This is a genomic window from Actinosynnema sp. NPDC023794, assembly GCF_040639675.1.
In the GTDB taxonomy this organism is placed as follows: Bacteria; Actinomycetota; Actinomycetes; order Mycobacteriales; family Pseudonocardiaceae; genus Actinosynnema; species Actinosynnema luteola.
Genome location: NZ_JBFAFR010000008.1, coordinates 132,585 through 154,007, shown reverse-complemented (window position 1 = coordinate 154,007; position 21,423 = coordinate 132,585). Strand labels below are relative to the sequence as shown.

The 21,423-nt window shown below is 70.6% G+C and carries 23 protein-coding genes; 14 read left to right on the top strand and 9 right to left on the bottom strand.

Features of this window, described 5'->3' with window-relative positions:
* Nucleotides 1-127 precede the first annotated feature (127 nt).
* Nucleotides 128-1,297, bottom strand: a complete 1,170-nt coding sequence (locus AB0H12_RS19570; RefSeq protein WP_499624255.1) for an Mrp/NBP35 family ATP-binding protein — start codon at nucleotides 1,295-1,297, stop codon at nucleotides 128-130.
* Nucleotides 1,298-1,394: 97 nt separating this feature from the next.
* On the opposite strand from AB0H12_RS19570, the gene AB0H12_RS19565 reads away from it, so the two are divergent.
* Nucleotides 1,395-1,856 (top strand): MarR family winged helix-turn-helix transcriptional regulator, encoded by a 462-nt coding sequence (locus tag AB0H12_RS19565; RefSeq protein ID WP_499624254.1) that lies wholly within the window; start codon nucleotides 1,395-1,397, stop codon nucleotides 1,854-1,856.
* Between the two features lie 3 nt (nucleotides 1,857-1,859).
* Here the strand turns inward: AB0H12_RS19565 and AB0H12_RS19560 are convergent, their stop codons facing one another.
* From AB0H12_RS19560 to AB0H12_RS19545, 4 genes are all read right to left on the bottom strand, one after another.
* Nucleotides 1,860-2,423: a DUF1003 domain-containing protein gene (locus AB0H12_RS19560; protein WP_499624252.1), complete on the bottom strand. Its 564-nt coding sequence runs from the start codon at nucleotides 2,421-2,423 to the stop codon at nucleotides 1,860-1,862.
* Nucleotides 2,416-3,669, bottom strand: a complete 1,254-nt coding sequence (locus AB0H12_RS19555) for a magnesium transporter MgtE N-terminal domain-containing protein (protein ID WP_499624251.1) — start codon at nucleotides 3,667-3,669, stop codon at nucleotides 2,416-2,418. Before AB0H12_RS19555 ends, AB0H12_RS19560 begins: the two co-directional genes overlap by 8 nt.
* Before the next feature lie 70 nt (nucleotides 3,670-3,739).
* Entirely contained in the window at nucleotides 3,740-4,597 is an 858-nt protein-coding gene (locus tag AB0H12_RS19550; RefSeq protein ID WP_499624250.1) for an aminoglycoside phosphotransferase family protein, read from the bottom strand.
* Nucleotides 4,594-4,929 carry a hypothetical protein gene (locus AB0H12_RS19545; protein ID WP_499624249.1) on the bottom strand — a complete coding sequence of 112 codons (336 nt, stop codon included), beginning with the start codon at nucleotides 4,927-4,929 and terminating at the stop codon, nucleotides 4,594-4,596. Before AB0H12_RS19545 ends, AB0H12_RS19550 begins: the two co-directional genes overlap by 4 nt.
* A 114-nt stretch (nucleotides 4,930-5,043) precedes the next feature.
* Between AB0H12_RS19545 and AB0H12_RS19540 the strand changes: the two genes are divergently transcribed.
* The 4 genes from AB0H12_RS19540 (at nucleotide 5,044) to AB0H12_RS19525 (ending at nucleotide 8,075) form a co-directional block, all read left to right on the top strand.
* On the top strand, nucleotides 5,044-6,003 hold the full coding sequence (locus AB0H12_RS19540) for an HpcH/HpaI aldolase/citrate lyase family protein (RefSeq protein ID WP_499624248.1): 960 nt from the start codon (nucleotides 5,044-5,046) through the stop codon (nucleotides 6,001-6,003).
* Nucleotides 6,004-6,130: 127 nt separating this feature from the next.
* The gene (locus AB0H12_RS19535; RefSeq protein WP_499624247.1) at nucleotides 6,131-7,156 is read left to right on the top strand and encodes an AAA family ATPase; all 1,026 of its coding nucleotides are present in this window, start codon (nucleotides 6,131-6,133) and stop codon (nucleotides 7,154-7,156) included.
* Entirely contained in the window at nucleotides 7,153-7,815 is a 663-nt protein-coding gene (locus AB0H12_RS19530; RefSeq protein ID WP_499624246.1) for a DUF4276 family protein, read from the top strand. The genes AB0H12_RS19535 and AB0H12_RS19530 overlap by 4 nt, the downstream gene beginning before the upstream one ends.
* 98 nt (nucleotides 7,816-7,913) lie before the next feature.
* Nucleotides 7,914-8,075, top strand: coding sequence for a hypothetical protein (locus tag AB0H12_RS19525; protein WP_499624245.1), 162 nt, complete (start codon nucleotides 7,914-7,916; stop codon nucleotides 8,073-8,075).
* 7 nt (nucleotides 8,076-8,082) lie between these two features.
* On the opposite strand, the gene AB0H12_RS19520 is transcribed toward AB0H12_RS19525, so the two are convergent.
* Entirely contained in the window at nucleotides 8,083-8,382 is a 300-nt protein-coding gene (locus AB0H12_RS19520) for a DUF4190 domain-containing protein (protein ID WP_499624244.1), read from the bottom strand.
* A gap of 142 nt (nucleotides 8,383-8,524) precedes the next feature.
* Between AB0H12_RS19520 and AB0H12_RS19515 the strand changes: the two genes are divergently transcribed.
* The 8 genes from AB0H12_RS19515 to AB0H12_RS19480 all read left to right on the top strand — a co-directional run bounded on the left by AB0H12_RS19515 (nucleotide 8,525) and on the right by AB0H12_RS19480 (nucleotide 17,267).
* A complete protein-coding gene (locus AB0H12_RS19515; protein WP_230567270.1) occupies nucleotides 8,525-9,721 on the top strand; it encodes an acyl-CoA dehydrogenase family protein in 1,197 nt (398 codons plus the stop codon).
* 241 nt (nucleotides 9,722-9,962) lie between these two features.
* Nucleotides 9,963-10,508, top strand: coding sequence for a YflT domain-containing protein (locus AB0H12_RS19510; protein WP_498774398.1), 546 nt, complete (start codon nucleotides 9,963-9,965; stop codon nucleotides 10,506-10,508).
* Between the two features lie 183 nt (nucleotides 10,509-10,691).
* Entirely contained in the window at nucleotides 10,692-11,948 is a 1,257-nt protein-coding gene (locus tag AB0H12_RS19505) for an ABC transporter substrate-binding protein (protein ID WP_499624242.1), read from the top strand.
* Nucleotides 11,945-12,895 carry a carbohydrate ABC transporter permease gene (locus AB0H12_RS19500; protein ID WP_308257204.1) on the top strand — a complete coding sequence of 317 codons (951 nt, stop codon included), beginning with the start codon at nucleotides 11,945-11,947 and terminating at the stop codon, nucleotides 12,893-12,895. Before AB0H12_RS19505 ends, AB0H12_RS19500 begins: the two co-directional genes overlap by 4 nt.
* Complete coding sequence (locus AB0H12_RS19495) at nucleotides 12,895-13,740, top strand: carbohydrate ABC transporter permease (protein ID WP_230567267.1); 846 nt, start codon at nucleotides 12,895-12,897, stop codon at nucleotides 13,738-13,740. The genes AB0H12_RS19500 and AB0H12_RS19495 overlap by 1 nt, the downstream gene beginning before the upstream one ends.
* Nucleotides 13,741-13,744: 4 nt before the next feature.
* Complete coding sequence (locus AB0H12_RS19490) at nucleotides 13,745-14,926, top strand: ABC transporter ATP-binding protein (protein ID WP_499624240.1); 1,182 nt, start codon at nucleotides 13,745-13,747, stop codon at nucleotides 14,924-14,926.
* Nucleotides 14,927-15,209: 283 nt separating this feature from the next.
* Nucleotides 15,210-16,097 carry an SDR family NAD(P)-dependent oxidoreductase gene (locus AB0H12_RS19485; protein WP_499624239.1) on the top strand — a complete coding sequence of 296 codons (888 nt, stop codon included), beginning with the start codon at nucleotides 15,210-15,212 and terminating at the stop codon, nucleotides 16,095-16,097.
* A 198-nt stretch (nucleotides 16,098-16,295) separates the two neighbouring features.
* Nucleotides 16,296-17,267: a hypothetical protein gene (locus tag AB0H12_RS19480; protein WP_499624238.1), complete on the top strand. Its 972-nt coding sequence runs from the start codon at nucleotides 16,296-16,298 to the stop codon at nucleotides 17,265-17,267.
* Here the strand turns inward: AB0H12_RS19480 and AB0H12_RS19475 are convergent.
* Complete coding sequence (locus AB0H12_RS19475; RefSeq protein WP_499624237.1) at nucleotides 17,264-18,103, bottom strand: chromosome partitioning protein ParB; 840 nt, start codon at nucleotides 18,101-18,103, stop codon at nucleotides 17,264-17,266. The two genes, AB0H12_RS19480 and AB0H12_RS19475, sit on opposite strands and share 4 nt — an antisense overlap.
* An 11-nt stretch (nucleotides 18,104-18,114) precedes the next feature.
* Entirely contained in the window at nucleotides 18,115-18,771 is a 657-nt protein-coding gene (locus AB0H12_RS19470) for a metallophosphoesterase family protein (protein WP_499624236.1), read from the bottom strand.
* 106 nt (nucleotides 18,772-18,877) lie between these two features.
* On the opposite strand from AB0H12_RS19470, the gene AB0H12_RS19465 reads away from it, so the two are divergent.
* Entirely contained in the window at nucleotides 18,878-19,963 is a 1,086-nt protein-coding gene (locus AB0H12_RS19465) for a DUF2332 domain-containing protein (protein ID WP_499624235.1), read from the top strand.
* 145 nt (nucleotides 19,964-20,108) lie between these two features.
* On the opposite strand, the gene corA is transcribed toward AB0H12_RS19465, so the two are convergent.
* Nucleotides 20,109-21,185: a magnesium/cobalt transporter CorA gene (corA, locus tag AB0H12_RS19460; RefSeq protein ID WP_499624234.1), complete on the bottom strand. Its 1,077-nt coding sequence runs from the start codon at nucleotides 21,183-21,185 to the stop codon at nucleotides 20,109-20,111.
* Nucleotides 21,186-21,423 lie beyond the last annotated feature (238 nt).

Sequence of the window (21,423 nt, the reverse complement as noted above, 5' to 3'; positions counted from 1 at the left end):
CTGTCAACTTCTTGCGGTTTTGCGTACAAAGGTTCAGACAGGCGGCGGTTCGTCAACGGCCGACCGGTTGCGGGCAACACGAAACAGGGGCCCCGGATGGGAGCCCCTGTCGTGGGGGTTCAGGCCGTCAGCGGCCGGCGGGCGAGACGTTCAGCAGGCGGCCGGCGAGCCCTCGCGACCGCGTCGACAACTTGCCCGCCACGGTCGTCAGCACCTGGCCGGCGGCCGACTCCGGGTGCGCCAGCACGATCGGCGTGCCCGCGTCGCCCTGCTCGCGCAGGCGCGGGTCGAGCGGGACCTGGCCCAGCAGCGGCACGTCCGCGCCCACCGCCTGGGTCAGCGAGTCGGCCACGGCCTGCCCGCCGCCCGAGCCGAACACGTCCATCCGGGTGCCGTCCGGCAGCTCCAGCCACGACATGTTCTCGATCACGCCGGCGATCCGCTGCCGCGTCTGCAACGCGATCGACCCGGCCCGCTCCGCCACCTCGGCCGCCGCCTGCTGCGGCGTCGTCACGACCAGGATCTCGGCGTTCGGCACGAGCTGCGCCACCGAGATGGCGATGTCGCCGGTGCCCGGCGGCAGGTCGAGCAGCAGCACGTCCAGGTCGCCCCAGAACACGTCGGCCAGGAACTGCTGCAACGCGCGGTGCAGCATCGGGCCGCGCCACACGACCGGCGTGTTGCCCGGCGTGAACATGCCGATCGAGATGAGCTTCACGCCGTGCGACTGCGGCGGCATGATCATCTTCTCGACCTGCGTCGGCCGCGCGTCCGTGCCCAGCATGCGGGGGATGGAGTGGCCGTAGATGTCGGCGTCCACCACGCCGACGGACAGGCCGCGCGCGGCCATCGCGACGGCCAGGTTCACCGTCACCGACGACTTGCCGACACCGCCCTTGCCCGACGCGACGCAGTACACCCGCGTCAGCGAACCGGGCTGGGCGAACGGGATCACCGGCTCCTCGACGCCGCCGCGCAGCGTCTTGCGCAGCTCCGTGCGCTGCGCGTCGCTCATCACGTCCAGCTCGACGCGGACGCCGGTCACGCCGTCGAGCGCGGACACGGCGGCGGTCACGTCGGCGGTGATCTTGTCGCGCAGCGGGCAGCCGGACACCGTCAGGAAGACCGCCACGTCCACGACACCGTCGTCACCGACCACGACGCCCTTGACCATGCCGAGGTCGGTGATCGGACGCCGGATCTCCGGGTCCTGGACACCGGCCAACGCCTTCTGCACGTCGTCAACGGTAGGAAGAGTCACGGGAACGCCTTCGCCAAGAGGTGGTGGGACCGCCATGCTACGGCGGGCCGTGCACCTCCAAGCTACCGGTTGGTCACCTCGGATCCGGGGGCAGCGCGCAGCCGCTTGCGTGCTTTCCGTAACATCGGTATCCGTGCCGGAAACCGGATCTGCCCGGTTGCCCACCCGTACCGAGCTGGGGGTGTGGCGATCCTTCCTCCGGGCGCACGCGAGGCTCACACGGATCCTGGAAGCCGAACTGATCGCCGAGCAGCGCCTGTCGCTCGCGGCCTACGACGTCCTGGTCCAGCTCGCCGAGGCGCCGCAGTACCGCTTGCGGATGACCGAGTTGGCCGAGGCCGTGCTGCTGTCCCGCTCCGGCGTCACCAGACTCGTCGACCGCCTGGAACGCGCGGGCCTGGTGCTGCGGGAACGCGCCGACGGCGACGGCCGCGGCGTGGTGGCGGTGCTCACCTCGCAGGGCCTCGACCGGCTGCGCGCGGCGGCCGGCACCCACCTCACGGGCGTGGCGCGCCACTTCGCGGAGACGTTCGACCACGCCGAGCTGGAGGCGTTCGGCCGCACGTGCGACCGGCTGGGCGCCGACGAGCCCTGAGCGTCACGTCGACGACACGTCGTCCTTGACGTCCGCGGCTGGGCCGTCTTTGAGCGGGCCGTCCTTGAGCGAGCCGTCTTTGGAAGGGCCGTCCTTGGCGGGCCGCTTGCGCTCGCGGAACACGCGTTCCAGCTCGCTGCGCAGGTAGTCGCGGGTCACCACCTCGCCGACGGCGAGCCGCAGCGCGGCCAGCTCGCGGGCCAGGTACTCGGTGTCGGCCTTGGTCTGCGCGGCGCGGGCCCGGTCCTCCTCCAGCGACACCCGGTCGCGGTCGTCCTGCCGGTTCTGCGCCAGCAGGATCAGCGGCGCGGCGTACGCGGCCTGCGTGGAGAACGCCAGGTTGAGCAGGATGAACGGGTACGGGTCCCAGCGCAGCGTCACCGCGAACAGGTTCAGCGTGATCCACACGATCACCAGCAGCGTCTGCCAGAACAGGAACTTGCCGGTGCCGAGGAACCGGGCGAGCCGCTCGGAGAACCGGCCGAACGCCTCCGGGTCCAGCGACAGCCGGAACCGGCCCTCCGTGCGCGGCTGGTCGAGCCGTCGACGCGGCAGCAGCTCAGGCATGGGACAGCCCCGTTTCGCGCCAGTTGGCCGGCAGCAGGTGGTCGAGCACGTCGTCCACGGTGACCGCGCCGAGCAGGTGGTCGCTCTCGTCCACCACCGGCCCGCACACCAGGTTGTAGGCGGCGAAGTAGCGGGTCACGTCGCTGAGCGACGCGGTCGGCGACAACGTCGCAAGGTCCGTGTCCAGCACGCCCGCGACCAGGTCGGACGGCGGCTCGCGCAGCAGCCGCTGGATGTGCACGCAACCCAGGTAGCGGCCGGTCGGCGTGGCCGTCGGCGCCCGGCACACGAACACCATGCTGGCCAACGCGGGCGTCAAGTCCGGGTTGCGCACGTGCGCCAGCGCCTCGGCCACGGTCGCGTCCGGCGCGAGGACCACCGGCTCCGGCGTCATCAGGCCGCCCGCGGTGTCGAAGCTGTACTCCAGCAGCCGCCGGACCGGCTCGGACTCCTCCGGCTCCATCAGTTCCAGCAGCCGGTCCTTCTCGCCCTCGGGCAGCTCCGACAGCAGGTCGGCCGCGTCGTCGGGGTCCATCGCCTCCAGGATGTCCGCCGCGCGCTCGTCGTCCAGGTAGGCCAGCAGGTCCTTCTGGTCCTCCTCGGCCATCTCCTCGATCACGTCGGCGAGCCGCTCGTCGTCCAACGCCTCGGCGACCTCGTAGCGCCGCTTGAACGGCAGGCTGTGCAGGGCCAGCGCCACGTCCGCCGCGCGCATCGTCTCGAAGATCGCGACCAGGTGCTGCGCGCCCTGAGGCTGGCCCGCCAGCTCCGTCACCGACAGCCCGGTCAGGTCCTCCCAGCGCAGCACCTGCACCGGCCCGCGCCGGGCCAGCCGGCCGGTGCGCTCCCGCACCGCGACCCGCGTCATCCGCCAGTCGCGGGTGCGGCTGGGCTCCATCGCGGCGTCGACCAGCACCGCCGCCGCGCCGGAGGCGAGCGCGACGCGCGCGTCGAGCAGCTCGCCGACGACCAGCACCTCGTTGGCGCGCTGGTGGAACTGGCGCAGGTTGACCGACCCGGTGGCGAGCGTCACGGCGGTCGGCTCGATCGAGGTGACCCGCAGCATCGGCACGAAGATGCGCCGCCGGGTCGCCAGCTCCAGCACCAGGCCGAGCACGCGGGGCGGCTGGCGGTCCACCCGCAGGCCGACGACCAGGTCGCGGACCTTGCCGATCGACTCGCCGTCCGGGCCGAACACGGGCAGTCCGGCGAGTTGAGCGGCGAAGACCCGGTTCACGGCAGGCACGTGATCAGGTTAGTCCGCCGGGTGCCCGGCCGCTGCGTTCCACTGTGGACGTCGTGCGCCGGGTTCCCGGTCATGGCCGGAGCGCGTGGGTGATCGCCGCGACCGCGACGGCCATCTCCTCCTGCTCCTCTTCCAGGCACCACAGCCAGTTGTCGACGGCGCGGCAGAACGTCCACGCGCGGGCGCGGTCGGCGTCCAGCTCGCCGATGTCGCACAGCGCGGCGAACCGGTCGCGCAGGCCGCGTTGGCCGTCGAGCTCGCCGAACCTGTTCCACAGCAACGGGATCACGCCGAACTCGCGGTCGCCGGCCAGCGGTTTCGGGTCGATCATCAGCCACGGCTCGCGGTCGGCGCGCAGCACGTTCTCGTAGTGCAGGTCCTGGTTGACCAGCGTGTTCCCGGCGTGCTCGACGAGGTCGCGGCCCAGCTCGCGCGCCTGATCGACGACGGCGGGCGGCAGCGGGTCGCCCAGGTCGGCGTTGCGCGTGCGCGGGTCGGTGAACTCGTGGCGGCGGAACTCCGGGCCGGCCGGGCCGCGCAGCCGGCGCAGCAGCCCGCCGGTGACGGCCAGCGCCTCCTCGATCGGCACGTCGAGCAGCGACGCGGTGTGGTCGAGGCGTTCCAGGAGCAGCGCGCCGTGCCGGTCGTCGTGGTCGAGCAGCGCCACCACGCCGTGGCCCGCCCACATCTTGAGCGCGGTCGGCTCGTGCCGGGTCTCCTCGTCCAGCCACGTGAGCTTGAGCACTGCCGGGTGGCCGTCGGCGCGGCGCACCGGGAGGACGACGGCGATGTTGCCGTGCAGCAGCGCGCCGTCCGGGGTGAGGCGCCAGCGGGCGCAGAACTTCGTGGCGAGCGAGGGGAGTGAAGCCCGCCACTCCAGCGCCTCCTCGCCCAGGATGGCGCCGAAGCCCTCGGGGACGGTGATCACGCGAACTCCAGGCGGTAGACCGACTCCCACTCCGGCCGGCCGTTCAGCCGGGCCGCTCGCAGCGCCGCTCGCGCGTCGTCGTCCAGGTCCGCGAGGCGGGCGGTCGCCGTGGCGTCGACCAGGTGGGAGTGGGTGGTGGGGGAGCGGACGGTGACCGTGCACGGGACGCCGTCGGCCAGGCCCGGCACCTGCTGCTCCGTGCCGCCGACGGCGACGAGGAGGCCGCCGTCGCGCCACAGCGCCCACACCAGTCTCGGCTCGCGGCCGTCCGGTCGGATCCACACCGCCGCGGCCTTGCGCAGCGCGTTGTCCAGCACCTGCTCGATCTCCACCGGTTCAGCCTGCCACGAGCCTGTGAGTCGTGACTCACGAAATAGCGGGCGCCTCGCGTGCGTGCCACCCTTCGCACAACAGGAGTTACCGGCCGGTACGAGGAGGTACCCACAGTGGTCGACCAGCAGCGTCCCCGTCGCTCATGCCTGGCCGTGCCCGGCTCGAGCCAGAAGATGATCGACAAGGCTCGCACGCTGCCCGCGGACCAGGTGTTCCTCGACCTGGAGGACGCGTGCGCGCCGCTGGCCAAGCCGGACGCGCGCAAGACCATCGTGGCCTCGTTGAACGAGGGCGGCTGGGGCTCCCGCGCGCGGGTCGTCCGGGTGAACGACTGGACCACCGAGTGGACGTACCGGGACGTCACCGAGGTCGTCGAGGGCGCGGGCGCGAACCTGGACTGCGTCATGCTGCCCAAGGTGCAGACCGCGGAGCAGGTGCACGCGCTCGACCTCCTGCTCACCCAGATCGAGAAGACCATGGGCTACGAGGTCGGCCGGATCGGCATCGAGGCGCAGATCGAGAACGCGCTCGGCCTGATCAACGTCAACGCGATCGCCACCGCGTCGCCGCGGGTGGAGACGATCATCTTCGGCCCGGCCGACTTCATGGCGTCGATCAACATGAAGTCGCTGGTCGTCGGCGAGCAGCCGCCCGGCTACGACGTCGGCGACGCCTACCACTACATCCTGATGCAGATCCTGATGGCCGCCCGGGCGCACGACAAGCAGGCGATCGACGGGCCCTACCTGCAGATCCGGGACGTCGAGGGCTTCAAGCGCGTGGCCGGCCGCTCGGCGGCCCTCGGGTTCGACGGCAAGTGGGTCCTGCACCCGGGCCAGATCGACGCGGCGAACGAGGTGTACAGCCCGAAGCAGGAGGACTACGACCACGCCGAGAACATCCTCGACGCCTACGACTACTTCACGTCCGAGCAGGGCGGCAAGCGTGGCGCGGTGATGCTCGGCGACGAGATGATCGACGAGGCGTCGCGCAAGATGGCGCTGGTCATCTCGTCCAAGGGCCGTGCCGCGGGCATGGCGCGCACGAACGTGTGGTCGCCGCCGGAGGACTGACTTCTCCCGGTTCCCGGTCGGCGCGTGGCCGTAGAGTGATCGCGTGGCCGACCGGGAGCTGAAGTCGATCGAGGTGGAGGGGTACGCCTCGATCCGCTCCGCGACGGTGTCCCTCGGCCGGCTCAACGTGCTGATCGGCGCGAATGGCGCGGGCAAGAGCAACTTCATCCGCGTGTTCGAACTGTTGGGCCGCTTGGTCGAGGAGGACTTGGCCTTCTTCGTCGGCCTGAACGGCGGAGCGTCGGCCCTGCTGAACGCCACCGCCACGGACGAGATCCGGATCTTCCTCGAAGGGCGGCCCTACACCTACGAGGCCGTGCTCGTGCCGGGCAGCAATGACGAGTTGATCTTCAGGCATGAAGTGCTCAGCCGGTTCTCCGACAGGGCGGAGAAGGATTTCGACCAGTGGAACGTCTCCGGCGGCTACCGGGGGGAGACCAGTCTGCAGGGGCTCGACCAGGAGGATGTGCCCATCGCCTCCGCCCTCGTCGACCTCCTGCGCGGCTGCCGTGTCTACCACTTCCACGACACCAGTCGGAACGCGCCGGTCAAGCGACTCGTCCCCACGGCGGACAACCTGCTGTTGCGCAGCGATGCGGGAAACCTCGCCGCCCTCCTGCTGGCACTGGCCTACAGCAACGACAAGTCCGACCATGCGGCATACCGGCGGATCGTCGGTGTGATCCGGCAGGTCGCCCCGTTCTTCCGCGACTTCGTCCTGGTCCCGGAGAAGAACGACCACGTACGTCTGCGGTGGCGTCAAGCGGACTCGGACGCCGTGTTCTCCGCGAACCAGATGTCCGACGGCACGCTGCGGTTCGTCTGCCTCGCGACGCTTCTCCTGCACCCGCGACTGCCGTCGCTGGTCGTCCTGGACGAACCGGAGCTCGGACTGCACCCGTATGCCGTCGTTCAGTTGGCCGGACTGCTGCGGCAGGCGTCAAGGCGCAGCCAGGTGCTCATCGCCACGCAGTCGGTGACCCTCATGAACCAGTTCGACATCGACGACTTGATCGTGGTCGAGCGGGTAGACGGTGCCTCGGAGTTCACCCGGCCGGATCGCGAGCGGCTCGGCGCGTGGCTCGAGGAGTACTCACTGGGCGAGCTGTGGGAGAAGAACCTGATCGGGGGCAGGCCGGGCGGGCAGACGTGACCGGTGGCGTCCGTCGGGTCCACCTGTTGGTCGAGGGGCAGACCGAGGAGGTCGTGGCCGACACCGTCATCCGACCGCACCTCGAAGGGCTTGGCTGGGTCACCAGCCTGTCGCTGGTGAAGACCAAGCGGCCCGCGGCCGGGCCGTCGCACAAGGGTGGCATCACCGGGTGGGCGCAGGTCCAGCGGGACGTCAGGCTCCTGCTGAACGACACGAGCCTCGACGTGCTCACGACGCTGTTCGACTACTACGCGTTCCCGGCCGACTGCCCCGGCATGGTCGATCGGCCGTCCGGCGACGTCTACGAACGGGCCGGGCACGTCGAGCGCTGCCTCGGCGACGCGATGGGCGACCGGCGGTTCCGGCCGAACCTGGTCGTGCACGAGTTGGAAGCCTGGGTGTTCGCCGCCGCCGACGAGTTGGGCCAGTTCCTCGGTCCGGAACTCGCCGAACGGCTCCGAGCCGACGTCAGTGCCGCAGGTGGGCCCGAGCTGGTCAACGACGGGCCGGCCACCGCGCCGTCGAAGCGGCTGCTCGGCTACTGCCCGACCTACGTCAAAACGCTCGACGGTCCGCTCGCGATCCAGGACTTGGGGCTCGCACGCCTGCGGGCGGTGTGCCCGCGCCTCGACGCCTGGCTCGGCACGTTCGAAGGGTGACGAAACGAGCACCCACCGCTGGTCACGGTGGTGAGCATTCCCACAGGTCGGGTGCTGGATTGGCGATCATGGGGTGCCGCCTGTGCATGGTGGTGGGCGTGTCCAGACATCGCACCCCGCGCAGACCGCTGTTCCGGCGTCGCCGTGACGACCTGCTCGAGCGCAGCTTCCGGCCCTGTCCCGCCTGCTCGCACGACGTCCACGTGTTCGCCGACGTGTGCCGCCACTGCGGTGGCGAGTTGGAGCTGCGCGCCTCCTGACCGGAGGTCAGCGCGGCGGCGGCAGGTTGCCGACCTCGCGGTACAGCCACACCACGAGCACGACCCACAGCACGACCGCCAGCACCCACAGCACGGTGAGCACCACGCCGATGATGAGCCCGGCGGTCGCCATGCCCCAGCCCTGCTCACCGGTCCGCCGGATCTGCTTGCGCGCCACGATGCCCAGCACGATGCCCGCCGGTGAGAACAGGAACGCCGTGATCAGCGCCGCGATCGCCATCCCGTTGGTCTGCGTGGTCGGCGGCGGCGGGTAGTAGCCCGGCTGCGGCTGGTACGGCTGCGACATTGCGGTCCCCCTGCGAATCGTGCGGGCGCACAGGCTACCCGCTGTTTCGGTTCAGCGCGTGGCGATGAGCACCTTTGTCGCGCGAACGGGCGTTAACCGGGTCATACTCGCCGGTAACCCGAGAGCTACGAAGGGAAACGCGATGGCGCGCCTGGCCCGGACCGCAGGACTGACCGACGTCCAGGAGGAGATCCTGTCGACGGTCCGCACCTTCGTGGACAAGGAGATCATCCCGCACGCCCAGGCGCTGGAGCACGGCGACACGTACCCCGCCGACATCGTCGAGGGCATGAAGGAGATGGGCCTGTTCGGGCTCACCATCCCGGAGGAGTTCGGCGGGCTCGGCGAGTCGCTGCTGACCTACGCCCTGGTCGTCGAGCAGATCGCGCGCGGCTGGATGTCCGTGTCGGGTGTGATCAACACGCACTTCATCGTGGCGCACATGCTCAAGCAGCACGGCACGCCGGAGCAGCAGGCGAAGTACCTGCCGCGGATGGCGACCGGCGAGGTGCGCGGCTCGTTCTCCATGTCCGAGCCGGAATTGGGCTCGGACGTCGCGGCGATCCGCACGCGGGCCGTGCGCGAGGGCGACGACTTCGTCGTGAACGGCCAGAAGATGTGGCTGACCAACGGCGGCACGTCCAACCTCACCGCCGTGCTGGTGAAGACCGACGAGGGCGCGGAGAAGGCGCACCAGAACCTGACCACGTTCCTGGTGGAGAAGCCGGAGGGCTACGGCGAGGTCGTGCCCGGCCTCACCATCCCCGGCAAGATCGACAAGATGGGCTACAAGGGCGTCGACACGACCGAGATGGTGTTCGACGGCTTCCGCATCCCGGCCGAGCAGGTGCTCGGCGGCCAGACCGGTCGCGGGTTCCGGCACATGATGGACGGCGTCGAGGTCGGCCGGGTGAACGTGGCGGCGCGGGCGTGCGGCATCGCGTTGCGGTCGTTCGAGCTGGCGATCGAGTACGCGCAGCAGCGCAAGACGTTCGGCAAGCCGATCGTGGAGCACCAGGCCATCGCGTTCAAGCTGGCCGAGATGGCGACCAAGGTCGAGGCCGCACACCTGATGATGGTGAACGCGGCGCGGCTGAAGGACTCGGGCGCGCGCAACGACGTCGAGGCCGGCATGGCCAAGCTCATCGCGTCGGAGTACTGCGCCGAGGTGACCCAGGAGGCGTTCCGCATCCACGGCGGCTACGGGTACTCCAAGGAGTACGAGATCGAGCGCCTGATGCGCGAGGCGCCGTTCCTGCTCATCGGCGAGGGCACCAGCGAGATCCAGAAGACCATCATCAGCCGGGGCCTGCTGCGCGACTACCAGTCCCGCGGCTGACGCGCGGTTGTCCACAGGTCGTCCCTGACCCCCGCCCGAGTGTCGGTCCGTGCCGGCAGCGGTCCGATTCGCACGCCGGGGGTCACGATCGGGATCACGGAGGCGTTCGAGCAGGCCCGTGGCCGCTACGGGCGCGGCGCGCGGGGCCGAGCCGCAGGTCACGTTTCGCACCCTTCCCGCCGACCTGTTTCGCGCCGGTCGCCCGGTGTTGGCAGGATGGGGAGATCAGCACCGCGAAGAGGTGGTCACCGTGACGAGTTCCTTCTCCGGCCAGAACCGACCCGGGGTGCCTCCCCGCCTGCCCACCCCGCCCACCGGTTGGCCCATCGGCTCGTACGGCACCTACGAGGAGGCCCAGCGCGCCGTCGACTTCCTCGCCGACGACGACTTCCCCGTCCAGGAGGTCACCATCGTGGGTGTCGACCTCATGCTGGTCGAACGGGTCACCGGCCGCCTCACGTGGGGCCGCGTGCTGGGCACCGGCGCGGCGTCGGGCGCTTGGTTCGGCCTGTTCGTCGGCGTCCTGCTCAGCCTGTTCAACACCACCCCGGGCAGCAGCCTCGGCCCCATCGTGGCGGGCCTGGTGGTCGGCATCGCGTTCGGCCTGATCTTCGCCGCCGTCGGCTACGGGTCGGCGCGCGGCAAGCGCGACTTCCAGAGCGCCAGCCAGCTCGTCGCGGGCCGCTACGACGTGCTCTGCCAGCCCCGTTCCGCCGAACGGGGCCGCGACCTGCTCGCCAAGCTCGCCATGCGCCCCTCCGACGCCGGCAAGGCCGGCCAGGACTGAGGTCGAAGACCGAGGTTTACCGCACCACCGGACCGGGTAAGGCCGTTCCGGGCTCCGGTGGTCGTGGCACCTGGTCACCGGTCCTACGTTCGTTCCACCGGTCGGCACGGCCGACCGGTGGGCACGACGAGGTGCCGGGCGTCGCGGTCTGGCTCCTCCGTTGTCGGGAAGGAGGCAGGACCGATGAGGGGCAAGGGTCATCGGTTGGCCGCCGCAGGGGGCGCCGCGCTGATCGCGACGTCCGTGCTGGCGGGCTGTGGTTCGGGTGACGGCGGGATCACCATCAACGTCTACAAGTACCCGCAGGAGAACTTCCAGAAGATCGTCGACAACTGCAACGAGCGGACCGACGACTACGAGATCGTCTACCACAAGCTCCCGCGCGAGGCGGACGGCCAGCGCGAGCAGCTGGTCCGCCGGCTCGCCGCCGGTGACGACGACATGGACGTGCTGGCCCTCGACGTCACGTGGACCGCCGAACTGGCCGAGGCCGGCTGGATCAAGGAGTTCACCGGCCAGACGAAGGCGAAGGTCGAGGACGGCACGCTGGAGACGCCGCTGGAGACCGCCCGCTACGAGGGCAGGCTGTACGGCGCTCCGGACAACACGAACGTCCAGCTCCTCTGGTACCGCGGCGACCTCGTGCCGACACCGCCGACGACGTGGTCCGAGATGATCGAGATGGGGTCGCGGCTCGAAGCGGACGGCGACGACGAGACCCCGGGACTCGTCGCCGCGCAGGGCAAGCAGTACGAGGGCCTCGTCGTGCTCTACAACACCCTGGTCAACACCGCCGGCGGGCAGATCCTCGACGACAGCGGCACGAAGTCCGTCGTGGACGACGGCGCGGTCAAGGCGCTGGAAGTGCTCAAGCAGTTCGCCACCTCCGACGTGGTCGACCCGTCGTTCTCCAACGCCGCCGAGGACGACGCCCGCCTCGCGATGGAGAACGGCAAGGCCGCGTTCCAGCTCAACTGGCCCTACGTCTACGCCGCCGCGCAGTCCGTCCCCGACCTCGCCCCGAACCTGAAGTGGGCGCCCTACCCGTCGATCGACGGCGGACCGGCCGAGGTCACCGTCGGCGGCATCAACTACGCGGTCAGCGCCTTCTCCCGCCACCCCGACGAGTCGTTCGACGCCGTCACGTGCCTGCGCAGCGCGGAGCACCAGAAGTTCGCCGCCATCAACGACGGCGTGCCGCCCACCATCGAGTCCGTCTACGACGACCCGGAGATGGTCGAGCCGTACCCGATGAAGGAAGCGATCCTCGAGACGCTGAAGAACGCGGGCGCCCGCCCGCGGACCCCGGCCTACCAGAACGTCTCGACCGTCATCTCGACGATCCTCTCGCCACCGGCCGACATCGACCCGCGGCGCACGGCCGACCGGCTGCGCACCGAGCTCCAGGACGCGCTCGACTCGAAGGGGGTGCTGCCGTGAGCCACGCGTTGGACGCCGAACCGGCCGCCGAACCCAAGCTGTCGCCCAAGGCGAAAGCCGCGCTCAGCGAGGGCAAGAAGGCCGAACGCCGACTCGGCCTGCTGCTGTGCGCGCCCGCGATCCTCATCATGGCGGCCGTCGCGGGCTGGCCGATCCTCTACTCCTTCTGGCTGTCGCTGCAGCGCTACGACCTGAAGTTCCCGGACCGCACGGAGTTCGTCGGCCTGGACAACTATGTCACCGTGCTGACGAACCCCTACTGGTGGAACGCCATGTGGGTGACGGTGCTCATCACGGTGGTGTCCGTGGCCGTCGAGCTGGTGCTCGGCATGGCGCTGGCGCTGATCATGCACCGCACCCTGGTCGGCCGGGGCATCGTGCGCACGTCCACGCTCATCCCGTACGGCATCGTCACGGTCGTCGCCGCGTTCTCCTGGCGCTACGCCTGGACGCCCGGCACCGGCTACCTGGCCGAGACGGTCGCGGGCGGCGACCCCGTGCTCACCGAGAAGATCCCGGCGATCATGGTCGTGACGCTGGCCGAGATCTGGAAGACCACGCCGTTCATGGCGCTGCTGCTGATGGCGGGCCTGGCCCTGGTGCCGGACGACCTGCTCAAGGCCGCCGCGATGGACGGCGCGAGCGCGTGGCAGCGGTTCACCAAGGTCATGGTCCCGGTGATGAAGCCCGCGATCCTGGTGGCGCTGCTGTTCCGCACGCTCGACGCGTTCCGCATCTTCGACAACCTGTTCGTGCTCACGGCGGGCTCGCAGGGCACGTCGTCGGTGTCGATGCTGACCTACAACAACCTGATCAAGGGGCTGAACCTGGGCATCGGCTCCACCATGTCGGTGCTGATCTTCATCGCGGTGGCGATCATCGCGTTCGTGTTCGTGAAGCTGTTCGGGACCGCAGCGCCCGGCAGCGACGGCGGGGGGAGGCGCTGATGGCGGGCATCGGCGGGGCCGTGACGACGGGCCGCAAGGCGCGCTGGACCGTCCTCAACGTGCTGGTGGTGGCGTACGCGCTGTTCCCGGTGCTGTGGATCGTGTCGCTGTCGTTCAAGACCAAGGAGACCCTGGGCGACGGCAACTTCATCCCGCGCGCCTGGACGTTCGACAACTACAAGGCGATCTTCTCCACCACGGAGTTCGTCCGCGCGCTGGTGAACTCGATCGGCATCGCGCTGATCGCCACGGCCGTCGCGGTCGTGTTCGGCACCATGGCCGCCTACGCGATCGCCCGGCTCGACTTCCCCGGCAAGCGGCTGCTGGTCGGGGTGTCGCTGCTGATCGCGATGTTCCCGCAGATCTCGCTGGTCTCGCCGCTGTTCGAGATCGAGCGGTCGCTCGGGCTGTTCGACACCTGGCCCGGCCTGATCCTGCCCTACATCACGTTCGCGCTGCCGTTGGCGATCTACACGCTCTCGGCGTTCTTCCGCGAGATCCCGTGGGAGCTGGAGAAGGCGGCGAAGATGGACGGCGCGACGCCCGGCCAGGCGTTCCGCCGGGTCATCGCGCCGCTGGCCGCGCCCGGTGTGTTCACCACCGCGATCCTGGTGTTCATCTTCTGCTGGAACGACTTCCTGTTCGCGATCTCGCTGACCTCGACGGAGAGCTCGCGCACGGTGCCGGTCGCGCTGTCGTTCTTCACCGGCGGCTCGCAGTTCGAGGACCCGACCGGGTCGATCGCCGCCGCCGCGGTGGTGATCACCGTCCCGATCATCCTGTTCGTGTTGTTCTTCCAGCGTCGGATCGTCGCCGGGTTGACCTCCGGCGCCGTCAAGGGGTGAAGCAATGGCCGAGATCGTCCTGGACAGCGTGACCAAGCAGTACCCCGACGGCGCGGTGGCCGTGCGGGACGTGGACATCGAGATCGCCGACGGCGAGTTCATCATCCTGGTCGGCCCGTCGGGCTGCGGGAAGTCCACGACCCTCAACATGATCGCGGGCCTGGAGGACATCACGTCCGGCGAGCTGCGCATCGGCGGCGAACGGGTCAACGAGCGCGCGCCCAAGGACCGCGACATCGCGATGGTGTTCCAGTCCTACGCGCTCTACCCGCACATGACCGTGAAGGAGAACATGGCCTTCCCGCTGCGGCTGGCCAAAGTGGACGACGCGACCGTGGAGAAGAAGGTCCGCGACGCCGCCGAGATCCTGGACCTGACCCACCACCTGGACCGCAAGCCGTCCAACCTGTCCGGCGGGCAGCGGCAGCGGGTCGCGATGGGGCGGGCGATCGTGCGCAACCCCAAGGCGTTCCTGATGGACGAGCCGCTGTCGAACCTCGACGCCAAGCTGCGCGTGCAGATGCGCACGTCGGTGTCGCGGCTGCAGAAGCGGCTCGGCACCACCACCGTGTACGTCACGCACGACCAGACCGAGGCGATGACCCTCGGCGACCGGGTCGTGGTGATGCGCGGCGGGACGGTGCAGCAGATCGGCGCGCCGCAGTTCCTCTACGACAACCCCGCCAACCTGTTCGTCGCCGGGTTCATCGGCTCGCCCGCGATGAACTTCGTGCCGGCCGCGCTGGAGCACGGCGTGCTGCGGTCGGCGCTCGGCGACGTGCCGCTCACGGACCGGGTGCGCGGGCTGCTGGAAGGCGCCGACGCGCCCCGCGAGGTGATCATGGGGTTGCGGCCCGAGCACTTCGAGGACGCCCGTCTGGTGGACGACGCCGTTCGCTCGAAGGGCGTCACGTTCACCAACCACGTGGACGTGCTGGAGTCGATGGGCTCCGACAAGTTCGCCTACTTCAGCCTCCAGGGTGAACAGGCGACCTCGGCGGAGTTGGCCGAACTCGCGGCCGACGCGGGCTCGGCCGACGTGCCCGGCGACGGCGTGTCGCTGGTCGCCCGGATCGCCGCCACGTCCACTGCGGTGGCGGGGGAACCGGCCGACATCTGGTTCGACGCCGATCAGGTGCAGCTGTTCGACCCGGGCAACGGCCGCAACCTCACCTACCGCGGCTGAACACCGCGCCGGAAGGCCGCCCCCGCTGGTTCGACGGGGGCGGCCTTTCACACTTTCAGGGGAAGTCCAACGGGAGGTTTCCGGAGGTCACGGGAAGGTGCTGACCAGTCCGGACCATCGGCAGGGGCGAACTCCATAGGCCATTCAGCGCAGCAAACCCACACCTCGTCGCATTTGTGGCGCTGCGGGTGCCGGTGATCCCCACGCTGGTCGAAGGCGGAAACGACTCCGGCCGTAAAGGGCCGGGGCAGGGGAGTCCGCCGAGCACAGAGAAGAGCGCGAGATGGGGATTCTTGACGGCAAAGCAGTCGTGATCACCGGGGCGGGACGGGGTTTGGGCGAGGCCTACGCGATGCACGCCGCGCAGGCCGGAGCCGCGGTCGTGGTCAACGACATCGATGCTGACCAGGCCGAACAGGTGGCCGAGCACATCCGGGCGTACGGCGGGCGCGCGGTGGCCAGCACGGCGACGGTGGCCGATCCCAGCGAGGCGGAGAAGATCGTGGGAATGTGCCAGGCCGAGTTCGGCCGGGTCGACGGCCTGGTCAACAACGCCGGCCTCAACTACGAGGCGCTGCCGTGGGAGGACGAGCCGGAATCCATCCGGCGGATCGTCGAGGTCAACCTGCTGGGAGTCATGTACACCGGAATGGCCGCGATGCGCGTGATGCGCGAGCAGGGCCACGGCTCGATCGTGAACATTTCGTCAGGCGCGTTTCTCGGCCAGCGCAAACTCGCCGCCTACTCGGCCACCAAAGGCGCGGTGACCTCGCTCAGCTCGTCGTGGGCCCTTGACCTGGAAGGGGACAACATCCGGGTCAACGCCGTCTGCCCGGTCGCCCACACCCGGATGGTGTGGAAGTCGGAGCGCTCGCTGCGGGCCATCCCCGCCGACCGCACCCCCGGCAAGGTCGCGCCGCTCGTGCTGTTCCTGCTCAGCGACGCGGCGGACGGCATCACGGGCCAGATCGTCCGGTGCAACGGCCGGCAGCTGCACCTCGTCGGCCACCCGTACTTCAAGCAGCCGATCCTGGAGAGCGACACCTGGGACACCGCGTCGGTGAAGCGGGCGTTCGACGGCGTCCTCCAAGCCCACCTGGAACCGTTCGGCCTGGAGAAGCGCATGCCGCCGCGGCTGCGCGAGCTGGTCGAGCCCGGCCGCACGGCCTGAGGGCGCACGGACAAGGGTGTCGCAGCGAGCGCTGCCCCTGCGGCACCCTTGTCCATGACCCGGCTGGACGCCCTGCCGCCCACGTCGAGTTCGCCGACTTCCTGGTCGCCGAGGCGTGATCGTCACCGCGTTGCCACCTGGTCACCACTCCTTCGGGTGATCGCCTGATCGGTGGGTCTTCCTGCGACGATGCTGGACATGGGCACGCGCACACCCCGGGTCACGGACTGGCGGCTGGTGGTGCAGTCGCGGTTGGACCGCGTGCGTGCCGACCTCGCCGCGCTCGGCCCGCGGGACCCGCTCGACCCGGAGAGCGACCAGTGGCGCGCGGTGGCCGAGCAGGAGGCCGCCGTGGTCGAGGACATGATCACGCGCGCCGAGTCGCGGTGGCGGACGGTCGCGTCGTGGTGGTCGGGGTGGCACATCGAGCGAGCCTGGCGGTCGCTGCACGAGGCCGAGATCGCGGTCGTGGCCGCGGGCAGCGGGTTCCTCGGGCGGCTGCCGGGGCTCAAGGCCCGGGTCGCGGAGAACCTGGAGGAGGACGACCCGCGCCGCGTCGCGCTGGAGGAGCTGCGGCCGGGTGAGTTCCCCCTCTCCGTCGAGCGGGAGATCGTGGTCGACGCGCTGCGGGCCGCGTTCGACGCCTCCGACTTCGCCCACGCCGGGTCGCGGGCGCTGCGCAACAAGCTGATCGCCACGTCCGTGGTGCTGTTCGTGGTGAACACCGCGCTCGGCGTCATCGGCCTGCTCAAGCCCGGCCTGATCCCGATGTGCGTGAGCGCGGAGAAGCTGCCGACGGTGTGCCCTTCGGGCAGGTCGGCGACGGGCGCGGACGTGTGGCTGTCCCAGGTGTTCGGCGCGTTCGGGGCGGTCCTCTCGGCCGTCGTGCTGCTCCTGCGCCGCCGGCCCAGCCTCTCGCCGTACGTGATGGTCGGCTACCAGGCGCTGATCAAGGTGCTGCTCGGCGCGGCGCTCGCGGTGGTCGGCATCCTGGGCCTCGGCGCGGGCGTGACGACCGGCCTCATCGGCGTGGCGTCCCAGGCCGCCCTGCTGCTGTGGGCCGTGATCCTCGGGTACGGCCAGCAGGTCGCGACCCGCCTGCTCGACACCTACACCGACCGGGTGATGGACCAGGCCCGGCCGCTGCCCCGGCTGGAACGGCAGCGCTAGCGGCGCGACCTCAGGGTCGAGATGACGTCGGCGTCCCACCGGTGCGTGCGGATCAGCCGGTACCGCTCCGCCGCCACCCACATGTACGCCTCGGTCTCCGTGCGGTCGCCCACCAGGTCCGCCTGCCGCAGCATCTCGACCACCGGCTGGTACTCCTCGGCGTACCAGCGCCCGGCGACCGCGGCCCGGTCCAGGAACGCGCCCTCGTCCTGCATCAGCCGGAAACCCCACGCCTCCACGTGCTCGCCCAGCTCGGCGTACTCCCACGGGTCCGACAGCAGCACCGCCGCCCGCGCCTGCCCGCCCAACGGCACCCGCTCCAGGAACAGCCGCCGGTAGTCCTTCACGATCAGGTCGCCCCGGTGCCGGATGCCGTGCGCCGCGATCCGCGTCACGACCTCCGTCACGTACGCGTCGATCACCTCCAGCCCCAGCGCGTGCGCCACCGACACCCGGTGGTGCCCGTCCTGGACGAAGTGCAGGTCACCCACCCGGTACACCTCGATCGGCGGCACCGGCTCGCCCCGCCGCTGCGCCAGCGCCAGCCGCTGCCACCGCTCCCGCACCCGCGCCGACGTCGGCCGGAACCGGCGGTCGAAGTCGCGCGTCCGGTCCACGCTGCCGACGATCGAGTCCAGCCGGACCGCGCGCAGCCCGAGCCGCCGCTCGCTGAGCATCCCCAGCGACTCGACCACCTCGTGGAACGGCAGCATGATGTTCACGTCGTCCGGCTCGCGGCGCAGCCACGCGGCCAACCGCGACATCACCTGGCGACGGCGGGCGCGCAGGAAGTCGTTCTCCGCGTCGGCCCGCGGGAAACCGGTGTCACGGGGCACGGCACTCCTCCTCAGGGCACTGGGACGTCCAACACCTGGTAACCCACGACGTTCACCACGCGGGTCGAGCCGAGCACGCGGTCCGGCTTCACCTGGCCGTGCGGGTGGATGTGCCCGTGCAGCATGACCGGTGGCCGCAACCGCCGCACGGCCTCGTGCAGGCAGGCGAACCCCCGGTGGGGCGGGTCCGGCTCGTCACCGCAGTCCAGCGGCGGCGAGTGGGTGAGCAGCACGTCCACCCCGCGCCCGTCGCGCAACCGCCGCCACCGGGCCGCCCGCAGCACGCCGCGCAGCCGACGCGCCTGCTGCCGCTCGGTCCACTGGTTCGGCCCGCCGCTGTACCGGACGGATCCGCCGAGCCCGGCGATCCGCAGCCCGGCCACGTCCACCACCCGCCCGTCCGCGTTCACCCCGCCCGCCGGACCGGGCCAGCGCGCCGGGAGGCCCGCCTTCGTCCACAGGCCCCGGACGTTCGCGTACCCGGTCAGGTCCACGTCGTGGTTGCCCGGCACGAACACGCACGGCCGGTCCAACGCGCCGGCCAGGAACTCCAGGTAGTCGAACGGCAGGTCACCGGCCGCGACGACCAGGTCGACGTCGTGCCGGCGCACCTGGTCGGTCCACAACGACTCGACCACCTCGTCCGCCACCGCGAGCACCCTCGGCATCCACCGAGCCTAAGCGCCGGCGCAGTCGGAGACACCTCGTCGGTGAAAGGGTGAACAACGCGTTCCTCCTCCTGCCGCACAAGGGAAATCGGGTTAACGTCACAGGGTGCTCGCCGAGCTGTTCCTCGACGCGTCCCGCGTCTGCGACGTCCACAGCCCGCTCACCCGCACCCTGCTGGTGGCCGCGGCGGACGACCTGGCCCGCGGCGGCATCACCGCGCGGGTGATGGCGGGCGCCGAGTGCGACCGGCACGGCACCGTGCCCGGCCTGCGGTTCGCCGGCGCCCTGCACCGGCTCGTCCTGGAGGGCCGCGCGCCGGCGCTGGCCAAGCACTACCCGACGGCCGGCGGCAGACCCGACCTGGACGCGCTCTGGGACGACGCGCTGACCGTGCTGCACGAGCACACCGACGAACTGCGCGCCCTGGTCACGTCCACCGTCGTGCAGACCAACGAACCGGGCCGCAGCGCGCCCCTGTTCGGCGGCCTGCAGACCGCCACCCACCTGGCCGCGGCCGAGGTCGGCAGGCGGGCCACGTTCCCGATCCGCCTGCTGGAGGTCGGCGCGTCCGGCGGGCTGAACCTGCGCCCGCACCGCGTCGCCTACCGGGTCGACGGCGAGACGTTCGGCGACCCGGGCAGCCCGTTCGCCCTCGACCCGGGGTGGACCGGCAGGCCGCCCGTCGACCTGCGCCACAACCTGCGCCTGGTCCGGCGCGCGGGCTGCGACCTCAACCCGGTCGACGTGTCCACAGAGGACGGGCGGCTGCACCTGTCGTCGTTCGTCTGGGCCGACCAGCGGGCCCGCTTCGACCGCCTCCAGGCCGCCGTCGAGCTGGCCAGGCTCGACCCCGTCCCGGTGCGGCGGGCGACCGGCCCCGAGTGGCTGGCCGAGCAGCTCGCCCGCCCGGAGCGCGACGTGCTGACCGTCGTCTGGCACTCGGTCGTCTGGCAGTACGTGTCACCGGCCGACCGCGCCATGGGCCGCGCGATCCTCGCCGACGCCGCCTCCCGGGCCACCCCGATGGCGCCGCTGGCGCTGCTGGTCTTCGAGCCGCGCCGCACGCACACCGCGGGCACGTACGAGTTCCGGCTGCTGCTCAAGCTGTGGCCGGCCGGCGTCTCGCTGCGCCTGGGCACGGGTGTGGGGCACGGCATCCCGTTCACGTGGGACACCGCGCCCTGGAACTGAGCGGTCAGCTCCCGTTCGCGATCAGCAGGGTCACCGTGGCGAGCCAGCCGATGAGGAAGGTGAGCACCCAGAACCGCAGGTTGGTGAACATCCTGGACATGTGGGGACATCCCGTCGCGGGAAGGGGAGGGGGAGGGGGAGGGGGCTACAGCCAGCGGTTGCGACGGAATATTCGGTACAGGGTGAGGCAGACCACGAGGATCACGGCGATCACCATGGGGTAGCCGTACTTCCAGTGCGTCTCCGGCATGTAGTCGAAGTTCATGCCGTACACGCCGACCACCATGGTCGGCACGGAGATGATCGCCACCCAGGCGGCGAGCTTGCGCATGTCCGAGTTCTGCTGGAGCGTGATCTTCGCCAGCACGGCGTTGACCAGCGTGGTCAGCAGCTCGTCGAAGTTGATCACGCGTTCGGACACCTCGGTGAGGTGGTCGTCCACGTCGCGGAAGTACGAGCGCACCTGCTCCGGGATCAGCGGGGTGTAGCCCTCCGCCAACCGCCGCAGCGGCACGGCCAGCGGCATCACCGCCCGGCGCAGCTCCAGCACCTCGCGCTTCATCAGGTAGATCTGGTCGGCGCTGACCCGGCTGCGCGGCTGGAAGACCAGCGCCTCCATCTGGTCGATGTCGTCCTCGATGTGGTCGGTCACGTCGAGGTAGTTGTCGACCACGTGGTCGGCGATCGAGTACAGCACCGCGGCCGGCCCCGAGCGCAGCCGCTCCGGCTCCTCCTCCAGCTCGCGCCGCACCGCCGCCAGCCCCGAGTGGTTGCCGTGCCGGACCGTCACCACGAAGTCGCGGCCGAGGAACACCATGATCTCGCCGCTCTCGACGATCTCGTTGGCGGTGTCCGGCGACGAGTTCTGGATGTACCGGACCGTCTTGAGCACCATGAACAGCATGTTGTCGTAGCGCTCGAGCTTGGGCCGCTGGTGCGCGTGCACGGCGTCCTCGACGGCCAGCTCGTGCAGCCCGAACGTGTCCGCGACGCCCTGGATCTGCTCCTCGTCCGGCTCGTGCAGCCCGATCCAGACGAACCCGTCGCCGCGCTTGCGCACCTCCTCGACCGCGTCGACGTGCGTCCAGCGGCCGGGCAGGCGCGTGCCGTCGACGTAGACGCCGCAGTCCACGACGTACCGCGCCAGCGGCACGGGGATGGGCACCGAGGGTCGATCCTGCGCGCGGCCTCTCAAGCCGCCGAGCGAGGGCAAGCTGGGCACGGGTCCTCCAGGTGGGGAGCGTCGACTCGACGAACGACGACGGCACGTCCCGACCGGTACCGCTGGGCCTAGCTGTGGAAAGCCGGCTCCCCGATGAGGACGCGCGAGGTACTCGCAGGATGGGGGTCGTTACTCATCGGTAGTCCTCACCTCCTCGGGTCGGCTGGCCGCGGCGGTGTAGTCGCTCACAGACCAGTTGCCGAGGGTACTCCCCCGGTGCTCACACTGTCGTCCCGGT